This window comes from Actinomadura sp. 3N508 (assembly GCF_044326375.1).
In the GTDB taxonomy this organism is placed as follows: domain Bacteria; phylum Actinomycetota; class Actinomycetes; order Streptosporangiales; family Streptosporangiaceae; genus Spirillospora.
Genome location: NZ_JBIRAX010000009.1, coordinates 14565 through 30572, shown reverse-complemented (window position 1 = coordinate 30572; position 16008 = coordinate 14565). Strand labels below are relative to the sequence as shown.

Genomic DNA, 16008 nt, shown 5'->3' with positions numbered 1-16008 from the left:
CCGCGTCAGCGCTCGGCTGACACGCCCTCGGCCGTCCGGGTGTCGTAGCGGAGCAGGGCCGGGACGGCGAACGCGGCCACCACCACCAGGACGGCGCAGGCCAGCCCGCCGCCCACCCAGGACGCGGTGACCCCCGTGACGCTGGCGGTCGCGCCCGCGCGGACGTCCCCGAGCCGCGGCCCGCCCGCGACGACGACGGTGAAGACGCCCTGCAGCCGGCCGCGCATCTCGTCCGGCGCGTACGTCTGGAGCATCGACTGGCGGAAGACCGCCGACACCAGGTCGGCCGCCCCGCCGACGGCGAGGAGCGCGACGGCGAGCCACAGCCGTCCGGTCAGCCCCGCCGCGGCCACCGCGAGACCCCAGACCACGATGGACACCACGAGCGCGATGCCCTGCTTGCGGACGCGTCCGATCCAGCCGGACGACAGCCCCCCGATGAACGCGCCGATCGCGACCGCGGCGAACAGCCACCCGACCGCGCCCTCGCCGCCGAACCGCGTCTCGGCCACCTCGGGGAACAGGGCGCGCGGCATCGCGATCGCCATCGCGATGATGTCCACGACGAACGACATCATCAGCACCGGCTGCCCGGCCAGGTAGCGCAGCCCGTCGAACACCGACCGCAGGCCGGGCGTGCCGGCGACATCACGGAGCGGCGGCATCGGCGGCAGGCGCAGCGCCGCGTACAGCGCGACCGTGAACAGGACGGCGTCCAGCGCGTACGCGGCCCCGTAGCCCCAGCGGACGAGGATCATGCCCGCGAACAGCGGCCCCGCCAGCGCGCCGCCCATGAGGACCGTGTAGTTCAGCGTGTTGGCCGCCGGGACGAGCGGCGCGTCGATCAGCCTGGGGACGATCGCGCTGCGGGCCGGTGACGACACCGCGAACCCGATGGCCTGGACCGCCACCACCACCATGATCAGCCAGAGGCTGTCCGCGCCCGCCAGCGCCTGGAGGAACAGCAGCAGCGTCGCGACGAAGGTGATGCAGGACGAGACGAACAGCAGCCTGCGCCGGTCCATGTGGTCGGCGACCGCGCCGCCCCACAGCCCGAACACGACCAGCGGGACGAGGTTGACGACGCCGAGCACGCCGACCCAGAACGACGACCCGGTCATGTCGTACACCTGGACGGGGACGGCGACGGCGGTGACCTGGAACCCGACGAACGACACGCCCTGCCCGAGCCACAGCCGCCGGAACGCGGGATAGGCCAGCGGGCGGGTGTCGATCGCGAGGCTCCGCAGCCCGCCGCGCTGCTTCTTTCTGGGCGGTGGCGTCGCCGGTTCCTCGGTGGCCGGCTCCTCGGCGGCGGGGTCCCCGGCCGCCGGTTCTTCGGGCTCGGCGTCCGCGTCCTGGGGCGTCTCGGAGGTGTCAGGAGCGTGGGTGGGGGTTGGCTGCTGTTCCGGGGTCACGGAGACAGTCTCTCCACCACCCACTTTCCCTGCTCGTCCAGGGTTGCCCGGCGGTAGCGGATCCGGTCGTGGAGGCGGTCGCGGCGGCCCTGCCAGAACTCGATCGACTCGGGGACGACGCGGAAGCCGCCCCAGAAGTCCGGCAGCGGGATGGCGCCCTCCAGCGGCGCGGGCGCGTCCGGCGGCTCCTCGGGCCAGCGTTCGGCCAGCTCGGCGAAGCGCTGTTCCAGGACGTCCCGTCCCGGGATGACGCCCGACTGGCGCTCGCTCGCCCAGGCGCCGAGCCGCGAGCCGTGCGGGCGCGTCCTGAAGTAGGCGGCCGACTCCTCCCGCGACAGCTCCTCCACCGGGCCCGCGACGCGGACCTGCCTGTGCATCGCGTGCCAGGGGAACACGAGCGCCGCCCGCGGGTTCTCCGCCAGGTCACGGCCCTTGTGCGACGTCAGGTTCGTGAAGAAGCGGAAACCCTGCGGCCCGTACCCCTTCAGCAGGACGGTCCGCGCGCTCGGCATCCCGTCCCCCGACGCCGTGGCCAGCACCATCGCGTTCGGCTCGGGCAGCCCGAAGGCGTGCACGTCGGCGAACCAGCCGGCGAACAGGGCGAGCGGGTCGGCAGGGAGTGCCGACTCGGACAATTCGCCCCCCTCGTAGGATCTCCGGAGCCGGGCCGGATCGGGCGTTGGGTCATCCACAGCGTCAGAGCCTCTCACCTGGAGCTTGTGCAACTCGGACGACCCCTGGGTACTGGTCGGTAAAGCCGACAGGGTTCAATGGCACGGCACCGCCTTATCAGCTGAACACTCTTCATCCTCGGCCGGGCGGACCGGCCGCCCATCGCGGACAGGCCGGACGAAGAATGTTCACTCGTGGAGACGAAAGGCAGGACGAACATGTCCGACTTCAAACCCGGTCTCGAGGGGGTCGTGGCCTTCGAGACCGAGATCGCCGAACCGGACAAGGAGGGCGGGGCCCTCCGCTACCGGGGCGTCGACATCGAGGAACTCGTCGGCCGCGTCTCCTTCGGCGACGCCTGGGGACTCCTCGTCGACGACAGCTTCGACCCGGGGCTGACTCCCGCGGAACCGCACGTCCTGCCGGTCACCTCCGGCGACGTGCGGGTGGACGTGCAGAGCGCCCTCCCCACCCTCGCCCCCGCCTACGGGATGCGGCCGCTCCTGGACATCTCCGACGAGGAGGCCCGCGCCGACCTCGCCCGGGTCTCGGTGACGGCGCTGTCGTTCGTCGCCCAGTCGGCGCGCGGCATCGGCGTCCCGATGGTCCCGCAGGAGCGGATCAACGCCGCCGAGACGATCACCGAGCGGTTCATGGTCCGCTGGCGCGGTGAGCCCGATCCGAAGCACGTCCGGGCCATCGACGCGTACTGGGTCTCCGCCGCCGAGCACGGCATGAACGCCTCCACCTTCACCGCGCGGGTGATCGCCTCCACCGGCGCGGACGTCGCGGCCAGCATCTCCGGCGCGATCGGCGCCATGTCGGGCCCGCTGCACGGCGGCGCCCCGGCCCGGGTGCTGCCGATGATCGAGAAGGTGGAGCAGATCGGCGACGCCCGCAAGGTCGTCACCGACATCCTCGACTCCGGCGATCGGCTGATGGGCTTCGGCCACCGCGTCTACCGCGCCGAAGACCCGCGCGCCCGCGTGCTGCGCCGCACCGCCCGCGAGCTCGGCGCGCCGCGGTTCGAGGCCGCGAAGGCGCTGGAGGACGCCGCGCTGGACGTGCTGCGCGAGCGCCGTCCGGACCGTCCGATCGAGACGAACGTGGAGTTCTGGGCCGCGGTCGTCCTCGACTTCGCCGAGGTCCCGACCGCGATGATGCCCGCCATGTTCACCTGCGGCCGCACCGCGGGATGGGCCGCGCACATCATGGAGCAGAAGCGCACGGGGCGCCTCGTCCGGCCGAGCGCCCGGTACACCGGTCCGGGGACCCGTTCCATCGGCGAGGTCGCCGGGGCCGCCGAGCTCCTCCAGCGCCACGCCGGCTGACCTCCCGTTCCGCCGTCCCCCCGTCCCCTCGACCAGACTTGGAGGCCCCCGGATCCAGCGGCGGATCCGGGGGCCTCGCGCTCGGGTTCACCGCGGCGGGACGGCGGGCGGCGGATCCGCGGCCGGGCAGGCCGCCTTTCCCTGCGGGCCGGTGATCAGGCGGCCGCACAGCTGCGTGACCTCCGTCGTCCCGTCCGGGGTGATCCTCGCGAGGATGACCGGCTTGTCCAGCACCTGGTGGCCGGTGGAGCGCGGGCCGAAGCGGATGACGCCGCTGGCGCCGTTGCGCAGGACGTCGTCGGCCGGGTCGTCCAGCGCCGCGAACACCGACCCCGCCGACGGCAGCGCCTTCTCGCGCCAGTACACGGTCCGCGCCACGGTCGCCACCAGCGTGGCGGCGTCGTAGGCGACGGCGGCGCGGGTGATCGACGGCCGCTGGACCGAGTCGCCCTCCTGGACGGACATCTCCCGGACGAAGGGGTCGTAGTCCGAGTAGAACGTCTGCGGCGACTGGTCGCCGACCCACCGCCGGTCCCACGCCTCGCGCGCGGCCAGGGGCGTGAAGTACAGCTCGAAGGTGCCCTTGCGGCCCAGTTCCGCGGCGTTGTCGCTGACGTACTTGGCGATCTCGTCGTCGGTCAGGACGAGCCGGGGTTCCGGGCAGGACAGTTCGAGGACGTTGGCGAACGAGCGGAACTCGTCCGAACGTCCGGCGTAGTAGAACAGGTCGGGCTTGTTCCGGCACGCCTCCCGGACGGACTTGTTCAGGTCGCCCGGGTTCCGGTAGGGCCGCATGTGCGTCACGCCGGGACGGAACGCCTTCTGGAACTCGACGGCGAGGTCCTTGCTGTAGAGGTCGTTGGGATCGCCGTCGTAGATGACGACCGCGTCGTCCACCTTCCTGCCGCCGACATGCCCGTTGCGGGCCCAGTACGCGGCGTGCTTCGCGGTCCGCGCGTTCGGCGACGCCAGCCGGAAGTAGTAGGGCGAGTAGCCCGCGTCGCCGTCGAGGAGGGCGGTCCGGCCGTAGCTGTTGGCGGTGCTGACCAGCGGCAGCGCCGACTTGGCCAGCAGCTTGATCGCCTCCTGGGTCTGCGTGCGGCTCTGCTCGAAGCCGATCACCGCGACGATGCTGCGGTCGTCCAGCGCCCGCTCGCGGATCTGCCCGGCGACGTGCTCGGCGTAGCGGAACTTGGCGCCCGCGTTGGCGATCAGCACCCGGAGCCGCAGGTCGTCACCCTCGGCGGCGTCGTTGAACCGCTTCTGCGCGATCGCCAGCCCGATCAGCTCGCCCTGGACGCCCGCGAGCAGCTCGATCCGCCGGTTCTTGATCGACGGGTCGGCGGTCACCGGGCCGATGTAGACGACGGTCGCGTACGGCTTGCCGGACTCCTTGACGTGGTCGTTCTGCGATTCGATCTCGCCGAGCACGTCGCTGAGCCTGCCGTCGTTGTTCTTGCCGCCGGAGTTCTCCCCGAAGGAGAACGACCCGTCGGTGATGCCGACGCATTCGCCGTTGTCCATCCGCCGGATGTCGACCGGCGAGCAGTACATCCGCGCCTGCACGGAGATCACCGCGATGGACGCCGCCGCGACCGCGACCATCGCGATCCACGGCAGCGCCGGATGCGCGAACCGTGGGCGGCGCCGCACCGGCCGGACCGGCGGCAGGTCACCGCCCGGGTCGCGGGTGATGTCGACGCGCAGCTCGCGGCACGAGCCGAGCGCGCCGATGCGCCGCTGCTCGCGGGCGTACCGCTCCCAGAGCCCGCGCGCGGCGATGACGCTCTGCGGGTCGCCCGCCGACATGTCGACGCGCGCGGCCTGCGCGATCCGGTCGACGAGCTTGCGGCCCGCGGGCGCGGACGGGTCGTCCTCGGCGGGCGCGTCCGGGTCGACGCCCGCGACGACGACGAGCGGGTCGAAGCAGGGCAGCCGGTCCGCCCGGCCGTCGGCGCGGACCCGCTCGACCAGCTCCACGAACGCCACCCCGGGATGCCCGGCCGACAGCTGCTCGAAGATGAGCACCGGATAGCGGACCCGCGCCCACGCGGCCCGCCGGTGGTCGCGCCGGTAGCAGCGGCGCAGGTCCTCCAGGAACGCGGCGACCAGCAGGAGGTCGAGCTGCTCGCCATGGTCGTCCGGCTCGACGGGACGCGGGTCGAACACGCCGAGCGCGAAGCCGAGGAAACCGGTCGAATCGCGGTCGACGTACGGCTGTTCGAGGAACCAGCCGAACCGGAGGACCCCGAACCAGCCGCGCGTCCGCGCCACGATCTGGACGGTCACGAACGCCACCCCGATGATCGCCGCGAACACCGCCGCCGCGAGGTCGAGGGCCGCCGCCGTCCCCGCGCTGACCAGCGCGACCACGGCGATCCCGATCGGGGCGATCTGCTCCAGGAACGTCAGGAACGTCGCGGGCCGGCCGCGCGGCGCCTCCAGATCGCGCAGGACGTCCCGGCCGCGCCTGCGGATGACCTTGTTCAGCTCCCGGCGGCGCGCGTTCTCGTTGTCCCCGACCGGCGGATGCGTCAGCCGCCGTACCAGCTGGTGGTTCTCCCGCTCGGCGGGCGCGGCGCCGCGCGGCGCCGGGCGGTCCCCCGCCAGCCGGATCTCCCGCAGGTCGCGCAGCCACAGCGCCATCTCCAGCAGCGGGAACCGCAGCGCGGGCTCACCCCTCGCATGGCTGCTCGGCTGCGACAGCTCCCGCTTGGCCTCCCGCAGGACGCCCGCGACGTCGGTGGCGGGCGTCTCGGCGGCGATGTGCGACACCGGGGCGCGCTCGTCCTCGCACCGGGACTTCAGCAGCTCCGCGACGTGGGAGGTGGCGCGGCCGGGGCCGAGGAGCAGGAGCAGCGGCCGCAGCCGCGGGCGCCACCGCGGCCGTTCTCGCAGCCGTTCGAACAGGTCGAGCACCCCGCGCAGCCGATCCTCGGTCGGGAGCCGGTCGCCGTCGCCCGCCATGGGTCATGCCTCACTTCCGCGTCGTCCCTTGTTGGCGCTCCCGCAGTTCGGTTCTCCCCACCGCCCCTTATTGGCTTTGGACGCGGCGGAACGTGAAAAGGATCGAAAATTTCCGATCGTGACGCGTCCGTGCACGAAACTCGGCCACCTTGCCATCATTGGCCCATGGGTGAAGACCGCGACGAGCCGCTCGAAGGCGACATCGGCCCGGCCGCCGCGCCCGCGTCCCGTCCCGGCCCGCCGCCGGATGCGGCTGCGGAGTCGCGGCGGTACGAGGCGGAGCGCGAGGAGCGGCGCCGCCGCACGAACGCGGTGGCGGGACGGATCGCGGCCGTCCTCGCCGCGCTGTTCCTGGTGTTCCTGATTTACGACTCCGTCACCACGGCCGTAGCGGCCCATGACAAGGGCGATGACTGGATCTACCCGCCCGCGGTGATCGCCGCGCTTTGCGCGATCGCGCTGGTGACCCTGGTTGCCCGGGCCGTGCGGCGGGTGAAGTAGCCTCTGGTGAGTGACCGAAAGCGCGAACCCAGCCATTGACATTCCCGCCGATCTGAAGCCCGCGGACGGCCGCTTCGGATGCGGTCCGTCGAAGGTCCGCCCGGAGCAGCTCGCGGCGCTCGCCGCCTCCGGCTCGACCTACATGGGGACCTCGCACCGGCAGAAGCCGGTGAAGTCCCTCGCCGGCCGCGTCCGGGAGGGCCTCGGCGAGCTGTTCTCGCTGCCCGAGGGGTACGAGGTCCTGCTCGGCAACGGCGGCACCACCGCGTTCTGGGACGCGGCCGCGTTCGGGCTCGTCCGGCAGCGGTCGCAGCACCTGACGTTCGGCGAGTTCTCCAGCAAGTTCGCCAAGGTCACCACGAGCGCGCCCTGGCTGGGCGACCCGACCGTCATCTCCGCCCCGCCCGGAACGCACCCGGAGGCGTCGGCCGAGGAGGACGTGGACGTCTACGCCCTCACCCACAACGAGACCTCGACCGGCGTCGCGATGGAGATCCGGCGTCCGGCGGGCACCACCGCGCGCGACGGGCTCGTCCTCGTGGACGCCACGTCCGGCGCGGGCGGCCTGCCCGTGGACGTGACGCAGACGGACGTCTACTACTTCGCCCCGCAGAAGTGCTTCGCCGCGGACGGCGGCATCTGGGTGGCGCTCGCGTCCCCGGCCGCGCTGGAGCGGATCGACGAGATCGCCGCGTCCGACCGGTACATCCCCGAGTTCTTCAACCTGAAGACGGCCGTCGACAACTCCGCCAAGGACCAGACCTACAACACCCCCGCCGTGGCGACGCTCCTGCTCCTCGCCGAGCAGATCGAGTGGATGAACGGCCAGGGCGGCCTGGCGTGGACGACGTCCCGCACGGCCGACTCGTCCCAGCGGCTCTACACGTGGGCGGAGAAGACGTCGTACACGACGCCGTTCGTCGTGGACCCTGCGCAGCGCTCGCAGGTGGTCGGGACGATCGACTTCAGCGACGACGTGGACGCGGCGGCCGTCGCCAAGACGCTGCGCGCCAACGGCATCGTGGACACCGAGCCGTACCGCAAGCTCGGCCGCAACCAGCTCCGCATCGGCATGTTCCCGGCGATCGACCCGTCCGACGTGGAGGCCCTGACCGCCTGCGTCGACTACGTCGTCGAGCGCCTCTAGCCGGCAGCCCGCTTCACGCGACCGACAGCAGCCCGCCTGCACCGCCGAGCGGCTCCGCCACGCGGTGGCGCAGGCCGGCGCGGTCGCACTCCTCGTCGGCGGGGGTGAAGCCCGTCCAGACGCGGGGGTCCATGTCGGAGTCGCGGGCCGTCGGCACGAAGGTCGCCGTCGCGAGCACCTCGGGCAGGTCGCGGCGGCCGGGACGGCGCTCCATGCCGATCTTCAGGTAGGTGCCCTCGCGGAGCATGACCACGGTCGCGAACTCCACGCGCGTGTGCAGCTCGGCATCGCGGAACCAGCGCGGGTTGGACGCCCAGTAGATGTTCTGCTCGGTGTCCACGGCCACGGTCAGCGGGCTGAGCGCGGCGCGGGCCAGATGCACCTCGGTCGGGCGGTCGCGGTGGACCCAGACCAGCGCGGCCCGTCCGACCAGGGCCTCCAGGACGCCCGTCACGCCGGACGGTCCGTCGCGGCCCGCGAGGAGCTGGAAGATCGGTTCGCTGTCGGTCGTCCCGGACGCGAGCGGCAGCGCGAACCGCGACCGCAGCGCGGCGGCGTCGACGTCACCGTTGTGGGTGGCGACGATGCCCGCGGACGGGCCGCCCGCCGCGGCCGTCCCGGGGACGACCATCGGGCTGGCGTTGCCGGGCTCGGCCGGGGTGCCCTGCGTCGCCCAGCGGGTGTGCCCGAGGGCGACCGGCGCGCGGTCGAGCTCGGGAAGGAACTCGGGCCGCCAGATCCCCGAGAAGCGACCGCGGCCCTTCACGACACGGCAGCCCACCACGGCACCGGCCCCGGCCTCGGAACCGCCGGAACCGGGACAGCCCCCGAGGCCCGGCCAGCCGCCGAGCAGCGCCAGCCCCGCCGAGTCCGTGCCGCGCTCCTCCGCGAGCGCGCCCAGCGTGACGAACACGTCCGAGGCGAGCCCCGGGTCGCCGGCGAACGGCGAGCGCACCATCCCGAACAATCCGCACATGCCAGATGAGATGCAGATCATGGGCGGACGGTTCGAGTCGCTCATGGCGCCGAATAGGCTCGGAGCGTGAACCGCGCGCCCCGCTGGCTGCTTCCCACCGTGCTGACCGCGCTCGTCCTGGCCGTGGTCCTCGGTGCGCTGCTGAACTGACGCGGAACGTATGATCGTCGGGGCGCGGAACGGGGATGATCAGGGCATGTCACTCAGCCGCGTCGCCCGCGCCGGTGCCGCCGTCACCCTCGCCGCGACGCCCGTCTGCGTTTTCGCACCGCCGGCGTCGGGGTCGGCGCGGGGCGAGCAGATCGCGTTCACGATCGACGACCCGCGGATCACCGAGTCCAGCGGCCTCGCGGCCAGCACGCGGCACCCCGGCATCGTCTACACCCACAACGACTCGGGCGGCGTCCCGAAGATCTACGCGCTCGACGCGGGCGGCCGCGTCCGGGCCGTGCTGACGTTCGCCGGGGCGGGCGCCCGCGACTGGGAGGGCATCGCGCTCGGCAAGGACGAGCGCGGCCGTCCGGCGATCTTCGCGGCGGACATCGGCGACAATCTCGGCGGCGCGTGGCCGTACGTGACGGTGTACCGGATCAGGGAGCCGGCCCAGATCAGGAGCCAGACGCTCCGCGCCACCACCTTCAAGATCAAGTACGCGGACGGGCCGCGCAACGCCGAGACCTTCATGATCAACCCGCGGACGAACCGTGTCTACATCGCGAGCAAGCTGTTCGGCGGCAAGGTGTACGAGGGCCCGGCGAAGCTCCGCACCAGCGGATACAACGTGGTGCGCAAGGTCGCGGACGCGCCCGCCATGGCCACCGACGGCGCTTTCTCCCCCGATGGGCGCACCTGTGTCATCCGTTCCTACTTCGGTGCGCGTCTCTATTCCGTGGGCCCGGACGGCCGTCCGGGCAAATCCTTGAAATCGCTGGGCATCCCGATGCAGTCGCAAGGCGAATCACTGAGCTACACGGCGGACGGCAGGTCCCTCCTCTTGGGTTCCGAGGGCGAGAACCAGCCGGTCTACCGGCTGCCGCTGCCGGACGAGGCGCTGCCGTCACCGTCCGGCGGGAAGACACCGAAGAACGCGGGGGCGGGCGGCGATGCCGAGGGCGTCGCCGGCGACACCCGCAACACCAGGGTGGGGCTGCTCCTCGCGCTCGCCATCGCGGCGGCCGTCGGCTACGGGCTGCTGCGCGGGCGCGGAGGCTCGTCGGGAGGCGGATGAGAAGCGGCACGGCAGCCGGGGCAGGCGGCACGGAAAGGCGCACCTGACCGGCACGATGGAAGTCGGTTTCGGACGGCGACGGGATCGTGGAAGGAGGCGACGGGCCCGCAGGGGCCCGTGTGAGGATGCGGACTGTGGAGCATGAGCTCGTGGGCCTGGCGGGGCCCGGCGGCCGGTGGCGTCCCGTCGCCGCCGGGCCGTTCGCCCTGCTCGCGGTGGCGCTGGCGCTGCTGCCGATCCGTCCGGTGTGGCTGTGGGCCGCGCTGATCGGCGTCGTCGCCGCGATCCCGTGGCTGCTCGGCGCGGCCCCCGAGGCGCGGCGGCGCCGCCCGCGCCCGTACTGGCGGCTGTCGGCGGACGGGCTGGAGAAGGTCGGCCCGGGCGGGCTGAGCATGGTCTCCTACGAGCGGTCCCGGATCGACGGGCTGGCCATCACGACCGGCGACGGGATCCTGACCGTGTTCCACCGGTTCGGCCGTACCGCGGTGGGCGGGATGACCTCGATGGGCCTGGAGCCGCTCGCCGTCTTCGTGACGGCGCGGCGCCTCGGCATCCCCATGCACGTGCTGGACGGCGAGGCGACCGACCTCCTCGATCCCGCGCTCGACGACGCCCTGCGCATCCCCACGCTGGACGAGGACGTCCCAGGAGGCGGCCCTCTGCCCCGCGACCACGCGGCGGAGAAGCGGCTGCTCGACCAGGAGGCGGCCCTCCTGGCCGCCGCGCACGACCCGTCCTCCATCAAGCCCGATGAGGGCCCCGGCGAGGGCACGGCGGGCAAGGGGCCGGGCGGCAAGGAGCAGCGGCTGGACACGCCCGAGCCGCTGCCGAGCCGCCGCCGCGTCGTGCTGCTCGGCGGGCTCACCGCCCTGCTCGGCACCGTCATGATCGTCCGGATCGCGGTGGACGGCACCGCCGAGTTCGGCGCCCGGCTCGCGGCCGGCTGCTGGGCGCTCGCCGCGATCGCGGGCGTCCTCATGGCGCGCCGCCGGCTGCTGCGCGCCGCGCAGGTCCGCTGGACGATCAACGCGGAGCGGCTGCGGGTGCGGGCCCGTCCCGGCCGCCGCCGCGAGGCGCAGGACCTGCGGGCCCGGGACGTCGCCGCGGTCGTCGTCGGTCCCGGCCTGCGGCTCGACCCCGTGAGCGGCGAGCCGCGCCGCGCCGACCTCGCCGCGCTCGCGTTCGGGCACCGGCTGGAGCTCGTCGCCCGGCTGCCCGCGCACGGCCTGGACGGCTTCCAGCTCGCGCACGCCCTCGACGACCACGGCTACCGGGTGATCACGCCCGGCGCGCGGGCGCCGCGCGGCCCGCAGTACGGCCTGGAGGGGCTGCCCGAGATCTTCGCGCAGGTCCCCGGCGGGCGGCTGGTCGTCGCGGACGGCGGGCTCGGCTGGGCGGACGCCGCCGGCGACGTCGTGCTGAAGATGCCGGAGGACCGCATCGGCGGCATCGAGCTGCTGACCATCGCCGGGCACGCCTGGGTCCGGCTCTACGACACCGACGGCGACGAGTTCTTCGCCGCGCCGCTGTCGGCGCTGCGGATCTCCCGCACCGACCTGCGGGACGCGGCCCGCCGCGCCGGGCTGCCGGTCAACGACGCCGAGTACGACGCCTACCTCAGCGCCGCGTTCCACTCCGCCGTCTCCACGCTGACCGACTCCGAACCGGCGCCTGCGTCCGTGTCCTCGCAGCACACCGCCGGGGAGGCGGCCACGGCCCAGCCCCCGCCGCCGGGCCCGCTGGACGAGCACGACCTCACGTTCGCCCTCTCCGCGCCGCCCGACCCCACGACCGCGCCGGGAACGCTCCTGGACGCGACCCGCCGCTCCCGTGTCGGGACTTACGGGATGAGCGTCCTGCTATGCGAGGCCGTCGCCCTGCTGGGCGCGGTGTGGCTCGGGCCAGAGCTGGGCGGGTTCAACACGACGGCGTCCTGGTCGGTGCCCGCGGGGCTGGTCATCGGCCTCGTCGGCTACTGGCTGTACGACCGGAACCGCCCGCAGCTGCGGGTGTCGTCCGCCGGGCTCGCCGTCGTCACCCGGCGCGGCAAGGTCGAGTGGGACCTCGGCCGCGACCGCGTCGGCGGCGTCGGGATCGACGAGGCGACCGAGCGGATGCCGCGGCTGGTGGTGTGGAGCCCGTCCGGGCGGGTGCTGCGGCAGGTGACGTTCCCGCCCGACCTGGACGACCTGCGCCGCGCCTGCGAACGCTACGGCCTGCCCTGGGGGCCGCCGGACGCCGACCGTCCCGCGCCCCCGCCGCCCGAGCTCTGACGCAGCGACCACGTCTTCAGCGACTCGTACGTCAGCTGGCTGTAGTCCTTGCCGGGCAGGTGGCTGCGCATCAGCTGGACGGAACCGGCCGTCCACGGCGCCCCGGCGAACGCCGACAGCGACTCCATGAGCGGGCGCACGTCCACGGGGCTTCTGGACCGCGCCAGCGTGAGATGGGGGCGGAAACCGCGGTGCTTGTCCGGCAGCGTCCCGACGCGGCGCCCGGCGGCCGTGGTGGACGCGGCGAGGCGCGCCATCCCGCGGCGGTCGCCGTACAGGCCCGTCCACAGGACGCGGGCGTGGGTCCCGCTGCCGGGGAAGGCCCCCGCGCCCGCCAGCGACAGCGACATCCGCTCGTGCCGCCCGACGGCGCGCTCCAGCCTGGGGAGCAGCCGGTCGAGGGTGCGGTCGTCCACCTCGCCGAGGAACGTCAGCGTGACGTGGAGCAGCTCGCGCCGCACCCATTTCAGCTCGGGCATCGCATCACGGTGCGGCAGGACGGCCTCTTCGAGCTCGTCCAGAACGTCCGGTGGCGGCACGAGCGCCACGAAAAGCCTCATGGGAGCGTCCGTAGGGCCACCAAGCCAGCATTTCAGCAGATGGCACCCCTTGTCACGCCGTCAGGCGCAACCACCGGAACCGGACGCGGCGGCGGGGGCGGGACGCCGCCGGATCCGGTCGAGCGCGGGCCGGATCGCCCGCTCCTCGCTCGGCACGCCCCGCGCGGCCACCACGCCGACGGCGAACGCGGCGACGACGGAGATCAGCCCGCCGCCGACCAGGCCCGTCCGGGCGCCGAAGTTCTCCGAGAGCCAGCCGATCGCGGGCGCGCCCAGCGGGTTCGTCCCGAGGAACACGAACATGTAGAGGCCCATCACGCGCCCGCGCATCTCCGGCGCGACGCTGAGCTGCATGGTCGCGTTCGCCGCCGTCATGATCGTCATCATCGCGATGCCGGTCGGGACGAGCAGCGCCAGGAACGTCCAGTACGTCGGCATCAGGCCGGTGGCAACCTCCAGCGCGCCGAACACCAGGCCCACCGCCACCAGGAACCTGAGCCGCGGCTTGGCCACCCGCCGCGCGGCCAGCAGCGCGCCGCTGAGCGCGCCGAGCGCCAGCATGCTGGACGCGAGCCCGAACGCGGACGCGTCGGTGTTGAAGACTTCCTTGGCGACGAGCGCGACCGTGGTGGCGAAGTTCATCCCGAACATGGCGAGGAACCCGATGAGGATGAGGACCAGCATCAGGTCGCGGCGTCCGCGGACGTAGCGCAGGCCCTCGCGGAGCTGCCCCTTGGCGCGCTTGACGGTGTCGGCGGGGTGCAGCTCGTCCGCCCGCATCGCGTAGAGGCTGAACAGGACGGCGCCGAACGACGCCGCGTTCACCAGGAACACCGGCCCCGTGCCGATCAGCGCGATCAGCACACCGGCGACGGCGGGGCCGAGCAGCCGCGCCCCGTTGAAGGTGGCACTGTTCAGCGCGATCGCGTTGGGCAGGTCGCGCCGCCCCACCATCTCGACGACGAACGACTGGCGGGTCGGGTTGTCGACGACGGTCGCGAGCCCGAGCCCGAACGCCAGCACGTACACGTGCCACACCTGCGCGGCGCCGGTCACGGTGAGCAGACCCAGAATGAGCGCGAGCACGCCCATCGACACCTGCGTGAGGATCAGGACGCGCCGCTTGGGATACCGGTCCGCGATGACACCGCCCCAGAGGCCGAACAGGAGCATCGGCAGGAACTGAAGGCCGGTGGTGATGCCGAGCGCGGTACCGCTGCCGTGGGCCAGCTCAAGGACGAGCCAGTCCTGCGCGATGCGCTGCATCCACGTCCCGGTATTGGAGACGACCTGGCCCGCCGCATAGAGCCGATAGTTCCGGTTACGCAGCGACCGGAACATGGCTCCCGTGCGCGGCTCATCGCCCTCGTCCTCCCCGTGCAGCCCATCGGGCTCGCCGGGAGCGCGGGGTTCGTCAGGGTCGTCGGGCTCGCTGTTCGCGCTGTTCGCGCTGTTCGCGCTGGTCTCGCTGGTCTCGCTGGTCTCGCGGGGCTCGTCGGCGTCCGCCCGCCCGGCCGCCGGGAGCACGGCGATCTTCTGCGGCGACGGCTCGGCGTCGGCGGGCCCGGGGGTGTGCGGGGGCGGGGACGGGGCGGCGGGCTTGGCGCGTCCGGCCGGGCGCGTGGTGAGGCGGCGGTGGAGTCGGCCTGTGGGGGTGCGCGCGCGGCGGTGGCCACGGGGGCCGCGCGTCGCGGTCGCCTCGGGGTCGCAGGGTCTGTCATTAGCAGAAGTCATTAACAGGGCTAACGATAATCGCGGGCGCGGTATTCCGGCAAATCCGCCGCGCGCGGGCCGGTCAGGACCGGCTGAGCCTGTCGATGATCGGGGCGGCCCGGCGGAGGATCTCCCGCTCGTCGTCGGTCAGCTCGCCGAGCCTCCTGGCGAGCCACGCCTCCTTGCGGCGCCGCTCGTCGGCCAGCAGCGCGGTGCCCGCCTCGGTCGCGTTCAGGACGACCTGGCGCCCGTCGGTCGGATGCGGGCTGCGCGCGACGAGGCCCTGCTCCTCCAGGTAGGCGATCACGCGCGTCATCGAGGGCGGCTGGACCTTCTCGTGGTCGGCGAGCTCGCGGGGCGTCATCGACCCGTGCCGCTCGATCGCGGCGAGCGCGGCGAACTGGGTGAGCGACAGCGGGCCCCGGCCGCCCCGCTCGCCCTCGGTGGCGGGACGCAGCGTGCGCAGCCGCCGCGACAGTCTCGCGATCGAGATGCGCAGCTCTTCGGCCAGCCCGGGGACGGACACGGCACGGCTCGGAGTGGGTGGCGTTGTCATCGTCATTGGTCTCCCATGCTGCCACGCCGTACCTTGACATCGCGGCTAGGCTTATTAGCCTCTGAGCTATCCAGATTAGTGGAGGAGCGTGGAATGCCTCGTGCCGGCCTGTCACCGGCCGCCGTCGTCGACGCCGCCGTCGCCATCGTGGACGCCGAGGGACCCGGCGCCCTGACGCTGGCCGCGGTGGCGGGAAGGGCCGGGGTCGCGACGCCCTCCCTGTACAAGCATGTCCGCAACCTGGCCGAGTTGCGACAGCTGATCACCGTACGCGTGCTCGAAGAACTTACAGAACGGCTCGGAGAGGCCGCATTGGGACGCTCCGGGGACGACGCCGTCCGCGCCCTGATGCGCGCCTACCGGTCGTACGTGGTGGAACATCCCGGCCGGTACGCGGCCATGGACCAGTCGGCGGACGCCCAGCCCGAGGACAACGCGGCGGGCGAGCGGCTCCTGGCCATCATCTACGCGGCGCTGCGCGGCTATGCCCTGGAGGGGTCGGAGCTGGTCCACGCGGCCCGCTGCCTGCGTTCGGCCGTGCACGGGTTCGCCGTCCTGGAGGCGGCGGGCGGCTTCGGCCTCCCCGAGGGCCTGGAGGCCAGCTATGAGCTGCTCATCGGCATGGTCGTCGGAGGGTTGCCCGGCGCCCGCGGCGTAACCTGATCG

13 protein-coding genes are annotated in these 16008 nt (G+C 73.2%); 6 read left to right on the top strand and 7 right to left on the bottom strand.

All coding sequences use genetic code 11. From position 1 onward, the window contains the following. Positions 1-5: 5 nt before the first annotated feature. Together ACH34S_RS28590 and pdxH are read right to left on the bottom strand one after the other, a co-directional pair. Positions 6-1418, bottom strand: a complete 1413-nt coding sequence (locus ACH34S_RS28590; RefSeq protein WP_395955911.1) for an MFS transporter — start codon at positions 1416-1418, stop codon at positions 6-8. Beyond that, complete coding sequence (pdxH, locus tag ACH34S_RS28585) at positions 1415-2053, bottom strand: pyridoxamine 5'-phosphate oxidase (RefSeq protein WP_395955910.1); 639 nt, start codon at positions 2051-2053, stop codon at positions 1415-1417. Before pdxH ends, ACH34S_RS28590 begins: the two co-directional genes overlap by 4 nt. Before the next feature lie 255 nt (positions 2054-2308). Between pdxH and ACH34S_RS28580 the strand changes: the two genes are divergently transcribed. Next, on the top strand, positions 2309-3421 hold the full coding sequence (locus tag ACH34S_RS28580) for a citrate synthase 2 (protein WP_395955909.1): 1113 nt from the start codon (positions 2309-2311) through the stop codon (positions 3419-3421). 87 nt (positions 3422-3508) lie between these two features. Here the strand turns inward: ACH34S_RS28580 and ACH34S_RS28575 are convergent, their stop codons facing one another. Next, entirely contained in the window at positions 3509-6388 is a 2880-nt protein-coding gene (locus tag ACH34S_RS28575) for an ABC transporter substrate-binding protein (RefSeq protein ID WP_395955908.1), read from the bottom strand. Between the two features lie 165 nt (positions 6389-6553). On the opposite strand from ACH34S_RS28575, the gene ACH34S_RS28570 reads away from it, so the two are divergent. Next, the gene (locus ACH34S_RS28570) at positions 6554-6889 is read left to right on the top strand and encodes a hypothetical protein (RefSeq protein ID WP_395955907.1); all 336 of its coding nucleotides are present in this window, start codon (positions 6554-6556) and stop codon (positions 6887-6889) included. 10 nt (positions 6890-6899) lie between these two features. Further along, on the top strand, positions 6900-8036 hold the full coding sequence (serC, locus tag ACH34S_RS28565; protein ID WP_395955906.1) for a phosphoserine transaminase: 1137 nt from the start codon (positions 6900-6902) through the stop codon (positions 8034-8036). A 13-nt stretch (positions 8037-8049) separates the two neighbouring features. On the opposite strand, the gene ACH34S_RS28560 is transcribed toward serC, so the two are convergent. Further along, positions 8050-9057: a hypothetical protein gene (locus ACH34S_RS28560; protein WP_395955905.1), complete on the bottom strand. Its 1008-nt coding sequence runs from the start codon at positions 9055-9057 to the stop codon at positions 8050-8052. A gap of 151 nt (positions 9058-9208) precedes the next feature. On the opposite strand from ACH34S_RS28560, the gene ACH34S_RS28555 reads away from it, so the two are divergent. Both ACH34S_RS28555 and ACH34S_RS28550 read left to right on the top strand, forming a co-directional pair. After that, positions 9209-10240: a hypothetical protein gene (locus tag ACH34S_RS28555; RefSeq protein ID WP_395955904.1), complete on the top strand. Its 1032-nt coding sequence runs from the start codon at positions 9209-9211 to the stop codon at positions 10238-10240. A gap of 134 nt (positions 10241-10374) precedes the next feature. Continuing rightward, entirely contained in the window at positions 10375-12513 is a 2139-nt protein-coding gene (locus tag ACH34S_RS28550; RefSeq protein ID WP_395955903.1) for a hypothetical protein, read from the top strand. Here the strand turns inward: ACH34S_RS28550 and thpR are convergent. The 3 genes from thpR to ACH34S_RS28535 form a co-directional block, all read right to left on the bottom strand. Next, positions 12450-13073, bottom strand: a complete 624-nt coding sequence (gene thpR, locus ACH34S_RS28545) for an RNA 2',3'-cyclic phosphodiesterase (RefSeq protein WP_395955902.1) — start codon at positions 13071-13073, stop codon at positions 12450-12452. The two genes, ACH34S_RS28550 and thpR, sit on opposite strands and share 64 nt — an antisense overlap. Before the next feature lie 60 nt (positions 13074-13133). Further along, a complete protein-coding gene (locus ACH34S_RS28540) occupies positions 13134-14414 on the bottom strand; it encodes an MFS transporter (RefSeq protein WP_395956236.1) in 1281 nt (426 codons plus the stop codon). A 454-nt stretch (positions 14415-14868) separates the two neighbouring features. After that, entirely contained in the window at positions 14869-15348 is a 480-nt protein-coding gene (locus ACH34S_RS28535) for a MarR family transcriptional regulator (protein ID WP_395955901.1), read from the bottom strand. An 87-nt stretch (positions 15349-15435) separates the two neighbouring features. Here ACH34S_RS28535 and ACH34S_RS28530 point away from each other — a divergent pair, with 87 nt between their 5' ends. Then, a complete protein-coding gene (locus ACH34S_RS28530) occupies positions 15436-16005 on the top strand; it encodes a TetR-like C-terminal domain-containing protein (protein WP_395955900.1) in 570 nt (189 codons plus the stop codon). Positions 16006-16008: the final 3 nt, after the last annotated feature.

Excerpts from the sequence above, each read along its gene's own strand:
- ACH34S_RS28570 (WP_395955907.1), top strand. The coding sequence starts at position 6,554 with ATGGGTGAAGACCGCGACGAGCCGCTCGAAGGCGACATCGGCCCGGCC.
- ACH34S_RS28540 (WP_395956236.1), bottom strand. The coding sequence starts at position 14,414 with ATGTTCCGGTCGCTGCGTAACCGGAACTATCGGCTCTATGCGGCGGGC.
- ACH34S_RS28535 (WP_395955901.1), bottom strand. The coding sequence starts at position 15,348 with ATGACGATGACAACGCCACCCACTCCGAGCCGTGCCGTGTCCGTCCCC.
- ACH34S_RS28560 (WP_395955905.1), bottom strand. The coding sequence starts at position 9,057 with ATGAGCGACTCGAACCGTCCGCCCATGATCTGCATCTCATCTGGCATG.
- ACH34S_RS28575 (WP_395955908.1), bottom strand. The coding sequence starts at position 6,388 with ATGGCGGGCGACGGCGACCGGCTCCCGACCGAGGATCGGCTGCGCGGG.
- ACH34S_RS28580 (WP_395955909.1), top strand. The coding sequence starts at position 2,309 with ATGTCCGACTTCAAACCCGGTCTCGAGGGGGTCGTGGCCTTCGAGACC.
- ACH34S_RS28530 (WP_395955900.1), top strand. The coding sequence starts at position 15,436 with ATGCCTCGTGCCGGCCTGTCACCGGCCGCCGTCGTCGACGCCGCCGTC.
- ACH34S_RS28555 (WP_395955904.1), top strand. The coding sequence starts at position 9,209 with ATGTCACTCAGCCGCGTCGCCCGCGCCGGTGCCGCCGTCACCCTCGCC.
- thpR (WP_395955902.1), bottom strand. The coding sequence starts at position 13,073 with ATGAGGCTTTTCGTGGCGCTCGTGCCGCCACCGGACGTTCTGGACGAG.